At 35.4% G+C, this 17,859-nt stretch carries 14 protein-coding genes and 1 pseudogene; 12 read left to right on the top strand and 3 right to left on the bottom strand.

The features are described from left to right. Window positions 1-299: 299 nt before the first annotated feature. Window positions 300-1,496: a cytochrome P450 gene (locus BM012_RS08735; RefSeq protein ID WP_061805005.1), complete on the top strand. Its 1,197-nt coding sequence runs from the start codon at window positions 300-302 to the stop codon at window positions 1,494-1,496. A 333-nt stretch (window positions 1,497-1,829) separates the two neighbouring features. Here the strand turns inward: BM012_RS08735 and BM012_RS08730 are convergent, their stop codons facing one another. Beyond that, complete coding sequence (locus BM012_RS08730) at window positions 1,830-2,189, bottom strand: hypothetical protein (RefSeq protein ID WP_061805006.1); 360 nt, start codon at window positions 2,187-2,189, stop codon at window positions 1,830-1,832. Between the two features lie 317 nt (window positions 2,190-2,506). On the opposite strand from BM012_RS08730, the gene BM012_RS08725 reads away from it, so the two are divergent. From BM012_RS08725 to BM012_RS08695, 7 genes are all read left to right on the top strand, one after another. Continuing rightward, entirely contained in the window at window positions 2,507-2,698 is a 192-nt protein-coding gene (locus tag BM012_RS08725) for a hypothetical protein (RefSeq protein WP_061805007.1), read from the top strand. A gap of 137 nt (window positions 2,699-2,835) precedes the next feature. After that, window positions 2,836-3,204 carry a DinB family protein gene (locus tag BM012_RS08720; RefSeq protein WP_235606174.1) on the top strand — a complete coding sequence of 123 codons (369 nt, stop codon included), beginning with the start codon at window positions 2,836-2,838 and terminating at the stop codon, window positions 3,202-3,204. 595 nt (window positions 3,205-3,799) lie between these two features. After that, window positions 3,800-5,182, top strand: coding sequence for a protoporphyrinogen oxidase (gene hemG / locus BM012_RS08715; RefSeq protein WP_061805008.1), 1,383 nt, complete (start codon window positions 3,800-3,802; stop codon window positions 5,180-5,182). A gap of 596 nt (window positions 5,183-5,778) precedes the next feature. Next, on the top strand, window positions 5,779-6,537 hold the full coding sequence (locus BM012_RS08710) for a L,D-transpeptidase family protein (protein WP_082802609.1): 759 nt from the start codon (window positions 5,779-5,781) through the stop codon (window positions 6,535-6,537). An 850-nt stretch (window positions 6,538-7,387) separates the two neighbouring features. Then, window positions 7,388-7,693, top strand: coding sequence for a hypothetical protein (locus BM012_RS08705; RefSeq protein WP_061805009.1), 306 nt, complete (start codon window positions 7,388-7,390; stop codon window positions 7,691-7,693). Window positions 7,694-7,736: 43 nt separating this feature from the next. Further along, window positions 7,737-9,485, top strand: a complete 1,749-nt coding sequence (locus BM012_RS08700; protein ID WP_061805010.1) for an ABC transporter ATP-binding protein — start codon at window positions 7,737-7,739, stop codon at window positions 9,483-9,485. Further along, window positions 9,472-11,322: an ABC transporter ATP-binding protein gene (locus BM012_RS08695; protein WP_061805011.1), complete on the top strand. Its 1,851-nt coding sequence runs from the start codon at window positions 9,472-9,474 to the stop codon at window positions 11,320-11,322. The genes BM012_RS08700 and BM012_RS08695 overlap by 14 nt, the downstream gene beginning before the upstream one ends. 312 nt (window positions 11,323-11,634) lie before the next feature. Here the strand turns inward: BM012_RS08695 and BM012_RS08690 are convergent, their stop codons facing one another. Next, window positions 11,635-12,987 carry a glycosyltransferase family 2 protein gene (locus BM012_RS08690; RefSeq protein ID WP_061805012.1) on the bottom strand — a complete coding sequence of 451 codons (1,353 nt, stop codon included), beginning with the start codon at window positions 12,985-12,987 and terminating at the stop codon, window positions 11,635-11,637. A 263-nt stretch (window positions 12,988-13,250) separates the two neighbouring features. On the opposite strand from BM012_RS08690, the gene BM012_RS08685 reads away from it, so the two are divergent. Both BM012_RS08685 and fosB read left to right on the top strand, forming a co-directional pair. Further along, the gene (locus BM012_RS08685; RefSeq protein ID WP_061805013.1) at window positions 13,251-14,459 is read left to right on the top strand and encodes an MFS transporter; all 1,209 of its coding nucleotides are present in this window, start codon (window positions 13,251-13,253) and stop codon (window positions 14,457-14,459) included. Between the two features lie 168 nt (window positions 14,460-14,627). Beyond that, the gene (fosB, locus tag BM012_RS08680; RefSeq protein WP_061805014.1) at window positions 14,628-15,044 is read left to right on the top strand and encodes a FosB/FosD family fosfomycin resistance bacillithiol transferase; all 417 of its coding nucleotides are present in this window, start codon (window positions 14,628-14,630) and stop codon (window positions 15,042-15,044) included. 238 nt (window positions 15,045-15,282) lie between these two features. Here the strand turns inward: fosB and BM012_RS08675 are convergent. Beyond that, window positions 15,283-16,195, bottom strand: a pseudogene (locus tag BM012_RS08675) (AraC family transcriptional regulator N-terminal domain-containing protein). 207 nt (window positions 16,196-16,402) lie between these two features. Here BM012_RS08675 and BM012_RS08670 point away from each other — a divergent pair. Both BM012_RS08670 and BM012_RS08665 read left to right on the top strand, forming a co-directional pair. After that, complete coding sequence (locus tag BM012_RS08670) at window positions 16,403-17,389, top strand: aldo/keto reductase (RefSeq protein ID WP_201030249.1); 987 nt, start codon at window positions 16,403-16,405, stop codon at window positions 17,387-17,389. Between the two features lie 174 nt (window positions 17,390-17,563). Further along, the gene (locus BM012_RS08665) at window positions 17,564-17,845 is read left to right on the top strand and encodes an HPr family phosphocarrier protein (RefSeq protein ID WP_061805016.1); all 282 of its coding nucleotides are present in this window, start codon (window positions 17,564-17,566) and stop codon (window positions 17,843-17,845) included. The last annotated feature ends 14 nt before the right edge of the window (window positions 17,846-17,859 follow it).

Here is a 17,859-nt window from a genome sequence, read left to right as displayed (position 1 = left end):
CTCGTTACTGCTATGAAATGCAGCTCAAATAATTTCATAATGAATAATCTACTAAAGGAGTTAACTTAAAAGTTAACTCCTTTACGTTTGTTATAGGAAAACTTAAAAATAGGTCTGCTGTCATATTTACATGATATATAAAGGAAAACAGGGAGTTTGTTTAGAAACTAGAAGAGAAAGGGAAAAAGATGTATACGTATGAAGAATGATTGTTTTAAATAACCCTATTTCATTGTTAAAAGACCTTCTGTCTTAGAAAGCTAGATTCTTTGATTATTTATGAAAAAGGAGCGAGTATAATGAAACAAAATACAGCGGGATTTTTTTCAAGACATACATTTTCTACTCCAGAGGAAAATTGGAACGGACGGTTTGAATGGTATGACAAAATGAGAAAGACTTCTCCTATTACATACAATGAAGAAGAGAAGTGCTGGGATATATTTTTATATGAAGATATTGAAGCAATTATTAAAAATAAGGAAGTATTCTCTTCCCAGCGACCTGTTCAACAAGGAGAACCAAACATTCTCAGTCTTGATCCTCCTCGTCATACTCAATTACGTTCACTTGTGAGCAAAGCTTTTACCCCAAGAGAATTAAATTTATGGAAACCTCGAATTGAACAAATTACGGAAAACCTTATAGATGATATGAAAGGAAAAACAACGTTTGACTTAATTAAAGATTTAGCGTATCCATTACCTGTTATGGTTATTGCTGATATTCTTGGAGTCCCTGAAGAAGATATGGGGGACTTTAAACGCTGGTCTGATTTATTAGTTGCAGGACCAGAAGATTCATCAGCAGAGGCACTTCAAAGATTACAAAAGCTTCGTACGCAAAGTATTACTGAAATGGATACGTATTTTGAGGAGATTATTAAATACAAAAGAACTCATCCTAAGGAAGACATTATTTCTATTTTAATAGATGCTGAAATAGAAGGGCAAAAGCTAACAGACGGTGAGATTGTCTCATTTTGCCGCTTGCTGTTAGCAGCAGGTAATGAAACAACAACAAATCTTATTGGAAATACCCTGTATGGATTGTTAGAAGAACCGAGCCATTATCAAGAGATCCAGCAAAATCCTGAACATATTACATTAGCCATTGAAGAAGGATTACGTTACCGTTCACCTGTTCAAGCCCTTCATAGAATTGCGAAAGAAGATAAGGAAATAAGAGGGCAGAACATAAGAAAGGGAGACTCTGTGACCCTATGGATTGGATCAGCTAATCGTGATGAAAATAAGTTTGAAAACGCCGATCAGTTCATTATTAATCGAAAACCTAATCCACATCTATCATTTGGAAAGGGAATTCATTTCTGTTTAGGTGCCCCTTTAGCTAGAATGGAAGGCCAAATTGCTTTTGAACAATTAACAAAGGAATTTTCAAAAGTCTGTATCCCACATAATTTTGAATTATTGCCTATTCAAAGTGCATTTGTGTTTGGACTTAAAGAATTTCCGCTAGAAGTACAAGAGCATTAGAGTTTTGGACAGTTTCTATATTTAGGAATACAATGTAGCATATGAACTTTGATAATTATTTTTTCTTAATCTAGGGGAAATAGCCTGTTTTCAGATTAAAAATGAATATGAAGAATTCTACAATTTTTTGTTTAGGTTTTGATAAATATAAAAGTTGATGAAGAGGGATTAAAAGAGAATTCTTTATGATAATAATGAAAAACACAACTGGATAACAAGCCTATTAAATAGAAGATGTTCTCGCTTAGAGGAGTTGCTGTAGCAACTCCTCTAAGACTGTAGACAAAAGCCGGAAATCGACGTTCCGGCTTTTTGTCTTACACTCTCCAATTTTTAGTATCGCTCATCAAGAAATTTCACTGCTAGTTCAAAGGCAGCAATGCGTCGCTGTATTAACGTATGCTGTGAGCTGCCTGGTTTTGCCTTATCATAAAACTTACCCAACATCGGAAGCATTCCTGCTAAAACATTTCGTGCTTCCTTGCTTTCTGTCATATCGTATTCAAAAGACTTTTCCCGCCAAACAGACTGCAAAACCGCCAATCCCACCTTTGCGGCTTTTAATCGTTTTATCAACGTCTTACGGGCCGGAACATTTGGTGCCATACTATCTAACGCATGCTCAGACTTTCGGATAACGGACTCGAATGCTGCGATTGCATGGTTTTGTTCTACTGCACTTACTTCTGACATCATTTCCTCCTAACATAACCTAATCTATGAAGCTGTTAGGTTCACAGACATTCTAACTTTTTTTAGAGTTATTGCATTAGCGATTATATATTCAATTATATAAGCTGACAAGGAGGAATCCATCATGAATAATGTGTATTCGATGGAAAAACAGATGAATAAGAATTTCCTAAGATTCGTTTTTCAAAAAAGATAAAAGTTATATATGATACGAAAACAGGAGGAATTAAAGATGTTATTTAATGAAAAAGGTGACGCTAGGAATTACTCGAGAGGTAGGAGATCAAGAAGTGATTTTATCGGTCTAAGGAGAGAAAGTGACCGTTTCTCTCTCCAGGAAGGACGCCAAAGAGCTTTATCAATATGTGCAAGTTCAGGAGAATTGGTTAGTTCCAATCCATACTGAGACGCAGGAGCTCTTTTTAGAATATAAGGATCCATGGAATGAAGAAGAAATGGAGGAACTAATGGAGATTAGTCGATCTCAAGAGGTGAATGGGGATGAGTAAAACATATTTTTGCAATTAATCCATATTGTTAAATAAGCTTTTAGAACAAGACAGATTTGCGTGGGAAGATTATTTAGTAAAGGGATTTTAGGGGGGAAGCTGAAGATTAGATTTATAAGAAATTTAGGGGGGAAAATATGCAAAATATAGTGGAGAGCATCCATCATTGGATAAAAAGATTACCAGAGGAGTACAACTCTATGTCTGAAGAGGAAATTTCTAACCGACCATTACCAAATAAATGGTCTAAAAAAGAGATTTTAGGTCATCTATGTGACTCTGCCATAAATAACATTGGAAGATTTATAAAAATTCAATATGAAGAACCAGTATATAGGATTCAATCGTATAATCAAGACCAATGGGTAAAGGTTCAGGGCTATCAAGATCGACCACTTGATGAAATAGTAAACCTTTTTCAGGCGTTAAATAAGCAAATTGCTACTATTATTAAGAATATACCTAATGACAAACTATCCAACCCTTGTGATATAGGAAATAATTGACAACAGACACTAGAGTGGCTTATAAAAGATTATCTTGAGCATATGGAACACCATATTCACAATGGAATCTTAAGTAAATATTGAATAAATCTTTAGTGTTCCTTTATGAAAAATGGCTGTCAAATCATGAATGAGTATAAAGGGGGGAAGGTAAATTAATATTGACATGAAACCAAAAGGTTTTATCGCAGAAGACCAGGAAAGTTAATTGCCGATCTTTTTTGTTCCTCAACTAACGATTGCGTTAGTTGAGGAACATCTATATAACCCAAATAAGAAGAACAGCAATTATAAGACTTTGAATGAGATGAATTACATATACTGTTCCTCTGTTTTTTCCCTTTTTTGAACTGCATCCCCATTGTTAGACACCACTTACTTTAACGAGTTGGTCTTATTAAAATGCACCTTTCAATGTTAACGATTAACTAATTCCTTTCATCCTAAAACGTTCACCTTTATAATGAAACAAAAGGATTCAAAAATCAGCGACACTATTATTAATATCAGTGAGGAAATTTGGATAGTGCCTGTAAGTACTTGGATGGCGCCTGTCGTCTTCTAAGATATGGAATGATATAAGAGGTGGAAGTAAGTGAAAACAGTTGTTGTGATTGGTGGCGGTATAACGGGATTATCGGCCATGTATGAATTACAAAAATGGAAAAAGGCGAATGGAGAAGATATAAGGATAGTTCTCGCTGAAGCGTCCAATCAGCTTGGCGGGAAAATCCGAACAGTCAAACGAAATGGGTTTTTGATGGAAGCAGGTGCGGATTCGATTGTGTCCCGTAAATTGGAAACAATGCCTGTGATTGAAGAACTTGGTTTAGAAAAGGATGTTGTTTACAATGCGACAGGCCGTTCTTATATATACACTGACGGAGAATTGAAGCCCATTCCGGATGATGCTGTCTTCGGAATTCCTGCAAGCATAGAATCGTTGGCGAAGAGCACGCTCGTTTCTGCCGAAGGAAAAGTAGCGGCATTGAAGGATTTGTATACAACCAATAAAATATTTACGAAAAACGATTCTATCGGTGCCTTTCTTGAGCATTTTCTTGGAACAGAGTTGGTTGAAAAACAAATTGCCCCTGTTCTTTCCGGTGTCTATTCCGGAACACTCAGTGACTTAACCATTGCCTCTACCCTTCCGTATTTGATTGACTATAAGGAAGAATACGGAAGTATTATAAAAGGGCTTGAAGCTAATAAACAGAAATTTAAAGGAGGGGAAAGAAAGTTTCTTTCTTTTCAAAATGGCTTAGATACATTGATTGATGCGTTTGAAGAAAATCTTGTTGATGCTGAGATTTTGAAAAATACCAAAGTCCATAAAATTGAAAAAGAAAACAGCCATTATCATGTGTCTCTAAACAATCAGGAAAGGATCGAAGCGGACTATATCATCCTTAGCATTCCACATACAGCTGCTGAATCTTTAATTAATGATCCGGGTCTTAAAAGCGAATTTACTGGATTGAAAAGCAGTTCACTAATTAGTGTGTATCTTGGCTTTGACGTGCCTGACAGTATCCTTCCCGCGGATGGAACGGGCTTCATCACTGCGAATATTAATGAATTGTTCTGCAATGCCTGTACATGGACAAGCCGAAAATGGGGCCATACCTCAAAATCCGGCAATCTGCTAGTCAGACTTTTTTATAAAAGCAGTCATCCTTCATTCGCTTCATTAAAGAACATGAACAAAGAAGAATTGCTTGATATTGCCCTAGGCGATATTCACAAAAGCTTAGGGATTGACGCTGAGCCAATAGCCAGTGAAGTAACCAATTGGACGGACCAAATGCCGAATTATTTGATTATCCATCCGCAAAGTGTAGAAGCTCTGGAAAGCAAAATGGCAGCCGACTATCCTGGAATCATCCTTGCCGGTTGTTCCTATTACGGAGTGGGCATCCCTGACTGTATCAAAAATGGAGCAGATTCAGCAAAGAAGCTTATACAGATGTTTTAATATAGAAAAAGGAGGTGCCCCTAAAAGGTATACTTTTGAGGCATCTTCTTTTTTTGTTTATGCAAAATTTAATTACTTTACCCAATTAGAAATTATAAGTGGGTTTTAACCAATTTTGTTTTAAAGTTACATTCGCATAAAATTTTAAATTTGTAGCAAAGAAAAAATTCAGAGCGTGTTCCTGTACATTATTAAAGGAAATTTCTATATGTATTGAGTGCATAAACCTGTTGGTTTTTATGTGCTTTTTTTATGTTGGGGAACAAAAGAAAGCTTGCTAACTCAATGATGTATAAAATCCTACATAACAAGAAAAAGAAAAGGTTATGGAATCCTTTGGAGGACAAGGAGTTATGAAATGTCCACCTTCTCCTAAGATCGATTATGTTAACTAACCTTGTATATCATATACAATCTATAAAATAGAAAAACCTACTGTTTCCGAGACAGTAGGTTTTTTTCTGCTTTTTCAACATCTGAAATTTTAATCTACATAAATATTGAATTTGGTAATAGGACAAGAAAAATGTTCATTAAATAAATTGAAAAGATTATAAAAAGAGAGAGATTATTGAGGATTGAAAGGGGGAAAAAGTTTGATTAAAAAAGGATTTATACTCTTTATTTTGGTTTTTCTTGTGTTCTTTAGTGCGGGGGGAATTACTAGTTCTGCAGCAGGCAGTAAATTTATCATTGTTAATAAGGCAAACAATCAGCTTGCTTATTATGAAAATAGCTATTTGAAGAAAGTCTTTAGAGTAGGAACAGGGAGAACTCAATCTTTAACACCGGAAGGTACATTTAAGATTGTGAATAAGATTGTGAATAGACCTTACTATACGGGAAACATCCCAGGGGGCGATCCAAGAAATCCGCTTGGGAACCGATGGCTTGGTTTGAATGCGCGCGGAACATGGGGTACAACTTATGCGATTCATGGTAATAATAATCCGAGTTCAATTGGTTATTATGTAAGCAGTGGATGTATTCGTATGTATGATAATGATGTAGAGTGGTTATTTAGCCAAGTGCCAACCAATACAACTGTTATCATTACAACTTCTGGAAAATCATTCGATTCTATTGCAACAGCATATGGACTTATAGGATCAGGCAATAATAACAATGGATCAACCCCAGGACCTTCTACCGGAACTATTTTAAAGGAAGGTAGTCGAGGTAGCGAAGTGCAAATTCTTCAGCGTAAGTTAACATCTCTTGGATATAACACTAAAGGAGTAGACGGAATTTTTGGTGCGAATACCGATCAGGCTGTTCGTCAATTTCAAAAAGCACGCCATTTAGCAGTAGATGGAATTGTGGGTCCTGCAACAAAAAAAGCACTTGGGATTTGATAAAGTGAGGAGATAAATAACTTTTTGAAAAGGAATAATGAATCTCAACCAATGAGAAAAGATATTGAAAGAAACAAAAGGTTATATTGTGTATTCAGAAAAATTCACTTCTCTTTTATTATATTCAATTGAGGTTGGGTAACCAGACGCCTAACCTTTTTTAATGCTTATAATCTTCATTATGTAAACTGAAATTGTATAGAACATAGATTATATAAGGAAGAATAATTTAGTTTATATGGGATTATATTGTGTTTTCATGGAGTGAGAAGTTTATTGATAAATGAACCAATATTTAGTCTTCCATTTGTTTCTTCTCTCTTTGTGATAGGTGGTCTTATCGAGGTTATTTACCTCAATTTACAACTTTATACACTTTTGACGAGTTTCTTCTTAATTATATTGTCCTTGCTAAAACTAATCTCATGTTCCTTCATTAATTTATAATAGGTTGTCTTTAAATAACTAAAAGGACATTTATTTGCTTCTCTCAATAGAGACAGTAAAAGAAACAGGCTTATTGTTATGTTTTTTTACTGTCTTTTATTTTAGTAACAATATCTGTTCTAAAAATGTTTGTAAAAGTGCACTTTTACAAACATTATTTATTAAACAAATTTATTTTTGCAAAATGCTTTTTCCCTGAAAGTGAATAGCTGCTAAATAAAAACAAAAAGAAAGTATTCATTCAATCCTTACCTTATACAAGGTGGGGTTCTTTTTATTCATAAAGTCTATGAGCAAATGATAGGGAATAGATTAGAAAAAATTCTTTTGACAAATCGTATACATTTGTATACAGTGGAAATATAAGGAATGTATACAAGTGTATACGAAAGGGTGTCTATGAATGAAGGATTTTAAGGAGCATATGAAAGGTGAAAAGCATCGAGGAGGTCATAAAAGAGGGAGTCATGGTGCTAAAACATTTCGAAGAGGTCGAGCGTTAGATTTTTTAGAAAGACTACATATAAAACGAACAACATTAAAACAACAGCTTGATTCACCAGAATACGCAGAAATTAAGCAAGTTATTCTTGGTGAGTTGAAAGCGATTGAGTTAGTTATTGATGAATTTACGAGACATTTTGAGCTCCACGAAACAGAGGAGAGAGAGCTCTCTAGAGAGAAAATAGAGAAAGAAGAAAAAAAATGACTTTATTGAAAAAACAAATTTTTGCTCAAGGAGACGAATGAAAATGAGTGGAATAAAAGGATATATAAAACCTTATTGGAAATTCGTTATTCTCGGCCCTCTTTTTATGTTGTTTGAAGTGTTTTTTGATTTACTACAGCCAAGATTAGCCGCTTATATTGTAAACAATGGAGTAGTAGAGCGAGATTTCAATGTTATCGAACATACAGGAATACTCATGGTTTTGGTAGCATTGCTTTCCTTAATAGCGGGGGTCGGATGTAACATCTTTGCAAGTCGTGCGTCGCAAAATATAGGGGGAGATATTCGAGAAGCTCTGTACAAGAAAGTGCAAACCTTCTCATTTCAGGATATAGATAAGTTTAAATCAGGATCTTTAATTACGCGCATGACAAATGATGTTGTGCAAGTCCAAACATTAGTACAAGTTGCGCTTCAAGGTCTTGTGCGAGCACCATGTTTACTCATTGGTAGTGTCATTATGGCATTATTGATGAACCTTCGGCTTGGTCTTATTTTGCTTGGGACTCTTGTTGTACTCATTGGCGTTCTCATTGTCCTTATGCGTTTTTCTTATCCGCTGTTTTCAAAAGTTCAACAAAAACTAGATATGGTAAATACGAGAATACAAGAAAACCTAGCAGGTATTCGCGTTGTAAAAGCTTTTGTACGATCAGGTTATGAAACAAAGAGATTTCACAATGTTAATAGAGGTTACACGCAAAGCTCTATAAAAGCTTCACGTTTTATTGCCTTGAATGCTCCTATTATGACGCTCATTATGAACGTTTGTCTTGTTGGTATTCTCTTATATAGCGGTCCTCTTGTTTGGAGAGATTCTGTTAAAGTAGGAGACTTGGTTGCTTTTATTAACTATGTAGCGCAAGCTCTTTCTTCGTTAATTATGGTAAGCGGCCGATTGGTGGACGTGTCTCGTGCGAATGTATCAGCACAACGTATCCAGGACGTTTTGTCTACTGAACCTAGCATTGTAGACGCTAAAAGTGAGGGGGAATCTGCACTTCTAGGAGAACATATCTCATTTAAACATGTAAACTTTTCGTATAATAATAGTAAAACAGCAGAGGATTCAATATTACGAGATATCAACTTTGAGGCTTCTCGGGGAGAGACTGTTGCTATTATTGGATCTACAGGGGCTGGAAAATCAACGCTTGTGCAGTTAATTCCAAGGTTGTATGATGTGACATCAGGATCTGTTGTCATCGATGGGAGAGATATTCGAAATATTCCGCTTGCAGAACTTCGGCACAATATTGGAATGGTTCTTCAAGATTCCTTTTTATTTACGAGATCTATAAGAGATAATATTTCACTTGGTAAAGTAGATGCAAAAGAAGAAGACATTATAGAGGTTGCTAAAATAGCCCAAGTACACGATTTTATCTCCAAACTACCTCATGGTTATGACACAAAGGTTGGCCAAAAAGGGGTTAATTTATCTGGAGGCCAAAAGCAACGTATTTCAATTGCTAGAACACTGCTAATTAAGCCTTCTATTTTAATTATGGATGATAGTACAAGTGCTTTGGATTCTGAAACAGAAAGAAAATTGCGCAATGCTTTAAAAGGATTAATAAAGGATAATATAACATTCATCATTGCACAGCGAATCTCATCTTGTATAGATGCTGAAAAGATTCTCGTAATGGATGAGGGAACGATTGTAGGAAGCGGTGCACATCAAGAGCTATTAGAGAATTGTACTGTTTACCAAGATATTTATCGCTCTCAGTTTGGTGAAAGGGAGGTGTCTTATGAGCACAAATAATCATGGGGGGTCCAAAGACATTACTAACCTAGCACAAATGGGGCTTCAGCCTGGTAAAGGTCCACGACCAGGCACAATTAAAGGTGAAAAATCTAAGGATGTAAAAGGGACATTACGTAGAATATGGCAGTATTTAAAAAAGCAACGCCGTAGTTTGTTGTCAGTTATCATCTACACGGCGATAACTTCCCTTTTGCTGCTTCTTGGTCCATATCTTATCGGTAAAATGATTGATAACTATATTGTTCCACATCGATGGCACGGGCTTGTAAAAATGAGTTTTGTCTTGTTAGGAATTTATGTCCTTGGAGCAGTATTTACATGGCTTCAGCAATATACGGCTGCAAGTTTATCACAAGAAACAGTACGAGAAATGCGGCAAGATTTATTTGAGAAATATCAAGCATTGCCAGTTAAATTTTTTGATCAGAAGACACATGGCGAACTAATGAGCCGAACAACAAATGATATTACAAATGTGTCAAATACCCTTAATCAAACAGTCATTCAACTTATTTCAAGTATCTTTATGTTAGTTGGTAGTATTGTAATGATGCTTAGTTTAAGTCTTTGGATGACACTTGTTACAATGCTTACTGTGCCAATCATTGTGTTCATTACAAAGCAAATTACCAAATATACGCGTCGCTATTTTTCAGAGCAGCAAAAAAGTTTAGGAGAAGTGAACGGGTTTGTGCAGGAAAGTATTTCAGGATTAAGAATTGTTAAAGGATTTGGAAGAGAAGATAAATTTATTGAAGAATTTCAAGACATGAATGAGAACCTAAGATCAATTGGTGTTAAAGCTCAAAGTCTTTCTGGCTCAATGGGGCCTATTATGAATACAATGCGCAACTTAAGTTTCTTAATTATTGCGGTAAGCGGTGGGGTTTTTGCTTATCACGAGATGATTACAATTGGTATTATTGTTAGTTTTCTTAACTATTCCAATCAATTCAGTCAACCGCTTAACCAGCTCGCTAACCAATATAATATGCTTCAATCCGCTATTGCAGGAGCTGAACGTGTATTTGAAATACTAGATATGAAGTCTGAGGATGGAGAAAAAAGTAATGCAGGATCTCATTCGGAATTTAAAGGGGACGTTACGTTTAACAATGTGTATTTCAGTTACAATGAGGATGTAGCAATATTAAAAAATCTTTCGCTCCACGCTAAACCCGGTCAAAAGATTGCTCTAGTCGGACCAACAGGGGCAGGAAAAACAACGATTATTAATCTATTAACCCGTTTTTACGATATTCAATCAGGACAGATTTTAATCGATGGAAAAGACATATATACATTAGACAAGAAGGAGATGAGAAAACAAATTGGTCTTGTTTTGCAAGATGCTTATGTGTTTTCTGGGACGATTCGGGAAAATATTCGGTATGGTCGTCTAGAGGCAACAGACAAGGAAGTAGAAGACGCTGCAAGGCTTGCTAATGCAGATTCCTTTATAAGAAAGCTGCCAAAAGGGTATGACACATCTTTAAGCGCAGAAGGAAGTAATTTAAGTCAAGGACAAAGACAGCTGTTGACAATTGCTCGAGCCCTGCTTGCGAATCCTTCTATCCTTATATTAGATGAGGCAACAAGCAGTGTTGATACAAGAACAGAGCTTCATATTCAAGAAGCAATGGAAACTTTAATGAAGGGTAGAACAAGCTTTGTAATTGCTCATCGACTTAGTACAATTAAAGATGCAGATACTATTCTAGTTATTAACAACGGCAAGATTATGGAAGAGGGATCACATGAAGAGTTATTAGAGAAGAATGGGTTTTATGCTAACCTCTATAATAACCAGCATGGTCAAGGTCATGTGAGTTGAAATAACTGAGAAAGCGCAGAAGGGGTATTAATCTGCCGGACAGTTGAAAGAAGATAAAAAGACAATCTTACAAGTAAGATTGTCTTTTTATGGTTCAGTTCATTTTTTAATACCTCTAGAAAGTATCATGTGAACATTTTCTAATAATATAACATTAGTTCTACGAGTGAAAAATTTTGAGGGATTCATTTATGTTATCTTTTCAGCTGGCACATTGTCATGTAACAAAAGTAACAAGCTTTAGTTTATTCCACCTAAAGCCTTTTTGTTTTACCTAAATAATAGATATCATATAAGTTCAAAAAACTAAGTCTATTTCCAAACCCGTTTTAATTTGAACATTTCTTGTAAATAACCCCAAACAGATACTGGAGACATAATCATCTGATAACAAAGAACAAATAAGATAAATCCTAATGTGTTCCTCCTTACTTTTAAGCCAAGATTTTTAAATACATAGTTTCTTTGATAAGTATAAAGCAAACTATAACTAATGATAGTTAGGGGTAAAACTAAGAGAGTTAAGGGTCCTACAATCCAATAGAAACCAAAGAAAGCGAGAATCAATCCCGGAATCCAGCAAAAAGTATAAACAAAATCTAAATACGGCATCATAAAGTTGATTCCTGTGAGATATTTTGTATACAACTGTGGTTGGTTCCATGGTTTAATTTCGATTAAGCCTTCAATCATTCCTCTTGCCCATCGTGAGCGCTGCTTAACAAAATGGCTAAGCGTAGGAGGGGCATCTGTAAAAGCTACAGCTAAAGGTTCGAAATATACTTTCCATTGATTGTGTAAGAGTCTCCACGTTAAGACGATGTCTTCTCCAATAGCATCTGGCCAGCCTTGAACTTCTCGTACACACTCCGTTTTATATAAGCTAAAAGCACCTTGTGCAACAAGTGTACCTTGGTATAATCCTTGCAGTCTTTTTATAGAAGCGATCCCTAGAAAATAGTCCCACTCTTGTATTCTAGTCCAAATGGTTTCACGACTGTTACGGACAAGCATAGATCCAGCTACTGCAGATACGTTAGAAGGGCTATTTTTAATTCTTGATACAAGATAACGAATAGAAGATGGATGAAGCAACGTATCCGCATCTAACGTAATTACATATGGAGTCATCACATGCTGCAAGCCTTTGTTCAAGGCATGAAATTTGCCAGGCTTATATTCATGTAACAGAGTAATATCTAAGTTTAATTCTTTTTTTGCTCTTATAATTTCTTGATCTGTATGATCTGTTGAATTATTATTAATCACAATTATATGTATTTTTCCCAAATAATCTTGATTAGCTACATATTGTAATGTGTTGAAAATAGACTTTTCCTCATTATAAGCGGCAATGAGCATTGTCACTGAATCAGAAGGATATTGATCCCTTAAGACAGGTTGTCTATCTAATAATAAACTCGCTATAAGAAAAGCATTCATATAACCTGGGACATAGGCTATTCCTCCAATAATTAAGATTGCTAGTGGAAGAGAAACGATAGAGGATAAGTCTCTTAGCCATGGCAAGGAAAGGTACAAAGCAAAAATAGTCCATCCAATTGCTAGGGCATGACTTACCCAAAATTTCGTAGTAACGGTTACATAAAATCGATTATTTCTAGGTTTGAAACTAGGTTTTATAGGTGATAAATTCGGTTGCATTTGTTTACCTCTGATATTGATAATTTTACATAAGTAGTATTTTACTCCTACTAATTCTAAAAATCTATCTTTTTTTTAGGTAAAAATGTCCAGGGGATTTCTATTGAAAAGTAAGGTGTGAATATATTTAACTTCTTATTAACTAGATATTGACAAGAGAATAAATGAGATATAACATAAATATAGTTTAGTTAACTTAACTTAATTATTTTAATTTAAAGAAACAAACCTGAAAATAACGTGTTTATACAAGGAGATTTCTAATGTATACTTTGTCAAAAAATAAAAAATTTATGTTTCTTTTAGGTGCTGAACTTTTTTCAGTATTAGGTTATTCCATGTTTCTCCTCACTATATCTTGGTATATAGTTGATCAGTTAAAACAACCGCAATATATGGGGCTTCTTTTAGCCATTGCCTCGTTGCCACGTATGTTCACAATGATAGTGGGGGGAGTAATGGCCGATCGCACCCAAAAGTCTAAAATCCTTTTTAGCACAGGAATAGCAAAAACCATTCTTATAGGGGTTCTCCTTTATGCTTATCTTGATGGAAATCTTACATTTCCTATCCTCTTAGTTGTTTCGTTTCTACTTGGTTGTTTGGATGGACTGTTTTTTCCTGCTTTGTCTTCTTTAATACCAGTGCTAGTAGAGAAAAAGGAGCTTCAAGGCGCAAATACAATGATCCATAGTTCTCAAGAGTTAGTTTTTTTAATAGGACCAGTCATTGCGGGAGCTTTAATTAACTACTATTCCTTTTCTGTTACTTTTATCATAAGCATGATTAGTATGTTAATTTATTCATTGCTTGTTTTTCCCACTATTATTAAGGATGAAAAACCTTTGTCTACTGGGGAAAAAAGTACAGTTTTTAGAGAACTTCAAGAAGGGTATAATTATGTTCGGGCTTCACCTTTATATATAGTAGGAATCGGAATTATCATTGTCATTAATTTCTTCATTTTTGGACCTCTTTTTCTAAGCTTACCTCTCTTAGCGAAAGAAGAGGGGGGGACAGCTCTTCACTTAAGCTTTCTAGAGGCAGGTTTTTCAATAGGTTCTCTCGTAGCTACAGTGATGTTACTGATCGTTACACTTCATAAAAATCGCGGGAAGTTAACATTAAATTCATTAATAACAAGCGCAATTCTTATGTGTGTGTTCAGTCAAATCCCTTCTATATGGGGCCTCATTCCAATGGTGAGTTTAATTGGTTTCTTAGGTTTCATGACCTTTATACCAACAGATGTGATGATTCAAGAGCACACAGATCCAAAAATGATGGGAAGAGTTATGGGAATTGTTTTCTTAGCTCAAACAGCCTTCGATCCTATTTCTCAGACGTTGTTTTCCTTTTTAATGACATTAGGTATTTCTGTTCGCTACTTATTATTTGGATTTGCTGCTATGGGAGTGGTTTTTTCTCTCTTTATCTTTATGAAGGCTAAGAATTGGCGTATGATGCATTAATTATCTTATAGCTAAAATGGTTTTAGTGAATGGGGGGTAACAGTTGTAAGCTAAATTACACTGTTGGGAAAGAGAAAAACCTTAATTAGTTTATATGAAGGATAGAGTGAAAAGATATTTTGAAATTTCTATTGTATACTATATCCAAAGTGATGGAGGGGATAAGCAGTGTTAAATATCAATCATATCTGTTTTTCGGTTTCGAACTTAGACTCATCTATACATTTCTATGAAAATATACTTCAAGCTAAATTACTTGTTAAAGGAAGAAAGCTAGCTTATTTCGATTTAAATGGTTTATGGATTGCCTTAAATACAGAGGAAGATATTCCAAGAAATGAGATTCAACATTCCTATACTCACATTGCATTTACGGTGAACGATAAAGAATTTGAAAATTTTAAAAAGCTGCTAATAAAAAATAATGTCCATATTTTATCTGGAAGGGAAAGAGACGAGAGAGACAAGAAATCCATATACTTTACAGATCCTGATGGACATAAATTTGAATTTCATACAGGGAGTCTACAAGATCGTTTAGAGTATTATAAAGAAGATAAAGCACACATGGAATTTTACATTTAAATTGCTAACTTTCTTAGTGGAAATCATTTAAGAAACAAAGGATTATTCTATATATTTCTTCTTTAGAAAGAGAACAACTATATTGAGCTATATCAAGAACCATAATTCTGGGATATAAAATAATAGAGGATAATGTTCTCCTAGTTAAAACGAAAAGCCTTACTACCATGAAAATGGGGAGTAAGGCTTTTTTAGTGATCTAATGTTTTTTCATGGAAAACTTTGTTGCGTAGGAGACTTATGCGTTTATTTTTTGAGCACGTATACGTTTGATATCTTCTCTTGGTGGAAATCCAAACATACGAGAATATTCCCGACTGAACTGTGATGGACTTTCATAGCCGACTCTGAAGGCTACTTCACCGGCATCTGATGACTCTGCTAATAGTAGGAGTCGGGCTTCTTGTAGTCTCAACTGTTTTTGAAACTGAATAGGACTCATAGCTGTGACTTCTTTAAAATGGCGGTGAAATGACGAAACGCTCATATTTGCTCTTTCAGCAAGATCTTGAATGCGCAGAGGGGAATCATAGTTATGGATAATATGTTCAATAACATCTCTGATTTTGTAAGTATCGCTGCCTTCTATTGCGATTTGTTCGAGTGTAGCACCATGCTTACCTTTTAGAATCTTATACAGAATTTCCTTCATGAATAGGGGAGCAAGCGTTGGAATGTCTTCTGGACTGTCTAATAGACGAACTAGCCTTGTAACCGCATCTAATAGGGATGGTTCTGTTTGACTAACAAATAATGCTCGCTTTGGATCTTTCCTATGACGAACTTGATTTTCGCAGCTATTCAAAACATCTAAGATTTGATTTGGCGTAAATTCAAGTTTGAGAGCTAAATATGGAGCATGCATGTGAAGAAGCTTTTATAACTTGCCCTGTCACAGGTAAGTCAACAGATGACACAAGGTAATCAGCAGGCCCGTATTTAAAGCGTTCTTGTGCTAGAAGCACTTCTTTTTCACCTTGAACAATAACGCAAAAAGAAGGCTTGTAAACAACATGAAGCGGCTCAGTAATATGAGATTCGTTAATGAAAAATAGCGATGGGATAGCGGTCTGATAAATACCGTCTTTCTTAGAATAATGCTTAATGACTTTTGCAAGCTCATCGTTTTGTTTATATACGTGTTCAAACATAGCATTCTCCTTATTCCTTCATTCTTACTAGCTTTATTATAAGGTATATTTGTTTATTGTATAAATAGCTGTGAGAGGATTAGGCAAACATTTGCAATGAATGTGATAACGGTTTCTCTCTTGTTTATTTCATAATAAGAATACGAAAACAGATAAATCGTGTGAAAGTTCAAAGTAACAATCATACAAGGGAAAGGAAGATGAATCATGAGAAAGCGTACATTAGGAAATAGTGGTCTAGAAGTTTCGTCTATTGGACTCGGTTGTATGGGGATGAGCTATGGATATGGACCTCCTTCAGATAAAAAGGAAATGATTTCGGTTATTCAAGATGCTGTTGAACGCGGTGTTACTTTCTTTGATGCTGCTGAAGTATATGGACCATATACAAATGAAGAGCTTGTAGGAGAAGCTCTCCTTCCTTTTAAAGATCAAGTTGTTATTGCTACAAAGTTTGGATTCCATATTCAAAATGGAAAACAGGTTGGAATGAATAGTCGGCCAGAACAGATTAAGAAAGCGGTAGAAGACTCGTTAAAACGCCTTAGAGTGGAAGCTATTGATCTATATTATCAGCATAGAGTAGACCCGGGTGTTCCGATTGAAGAGGTAGCAGGAGCTGTGAAAGATTTAATTCAAGAAGGAAAAGTAAAACATTGGGGATTATCAGAGGCCGGCGTGAAGACGATTCGCCGCGCTCATGCTGTTCATCCGCTTGCTGCTGTTCAAAGTGAATATTCCTTATGGTGGAGACGCCCTGAAGAAGAGTTATTACCTTCCTTAGAAGAGCTTGGAATAGGGTTTGTTCCGTTCAGTCCATTAGGGAAAGGGTATTTAACAGGGCGCTTTAACGCTAATTCAACGTTTGAAGGTGACGATTTCCGCAGCATTCTTCCTCGCTTTACTTCAGAGGCTCTCCAAGCAAACGAAGTGTTAATCCAGTTACTTCAAAAAGTTGCCGAGCGGAAGGGAGCTACAATGGCTCAAATCGCCCTTGCTTGGTTGCTTGCTCAAAAAACATGGATTGTGCCTATTCCAGGGACAACAAAGTTAAATCGACTAGAAGAAAACTTAAATTCCGCTAACATTAAACTAACATCTGAAGAGCTGGATGATATAAATTCCGCAACTTCAAAAATTACGTTGATGGGAGACCTTTATCCAGAAGAGCTAGAGAAGAGAACAGGACTTTAAGTCGGAATTAAGATCATAATGAATAGAAAGTGAAAGAGGAGTTACGGAGTTTATGGAGAGGCTTTTACGTTTTATTTAGTAAAGAGACCAAAAATAAAATACACTAATCCTCTATCTTTCTAGCTTATATAAATGAAAGTGATAAATATAGCTATAGAAATAAGGTGAGAGAAGATGTTAATGAAAAAGCTTACTGTTCAGCTTCCTCGTGGACTTCAAGCTAGACATACAGCAATATTTGTGCGTAAGGCTTCATCATTTAAAAGTGAAATAATGCTTTCTAAGAATGGAAAAACAGCAAATGGAAAAGATCTTATGGAAATCATGGATTTAGTTATTAAAGAGGGAGATGAAGTCACCTTAATGGTAAACGGGGGAGATGAATGGGAGGCAAACCGAATTTTAGAAGAATTTCTTTTAAATAGTAACTCACAAACTCCTATGCATAGAAGTTAAAAAACAAAGTAAAA

The organism is Priestia endophytica DSM 13796, from assembly GCF_900115845.1.
GTDB lineage: Bacteria > Bacillota > Bacilli > Bacillales > Bacillaceae_H > Bacillus_I > Bacillus_I endophytica.
Note: the sequence above shows the minus strand (reverse complement) of the source record. Positions and strands in the feature narration are given on the sequence as shown.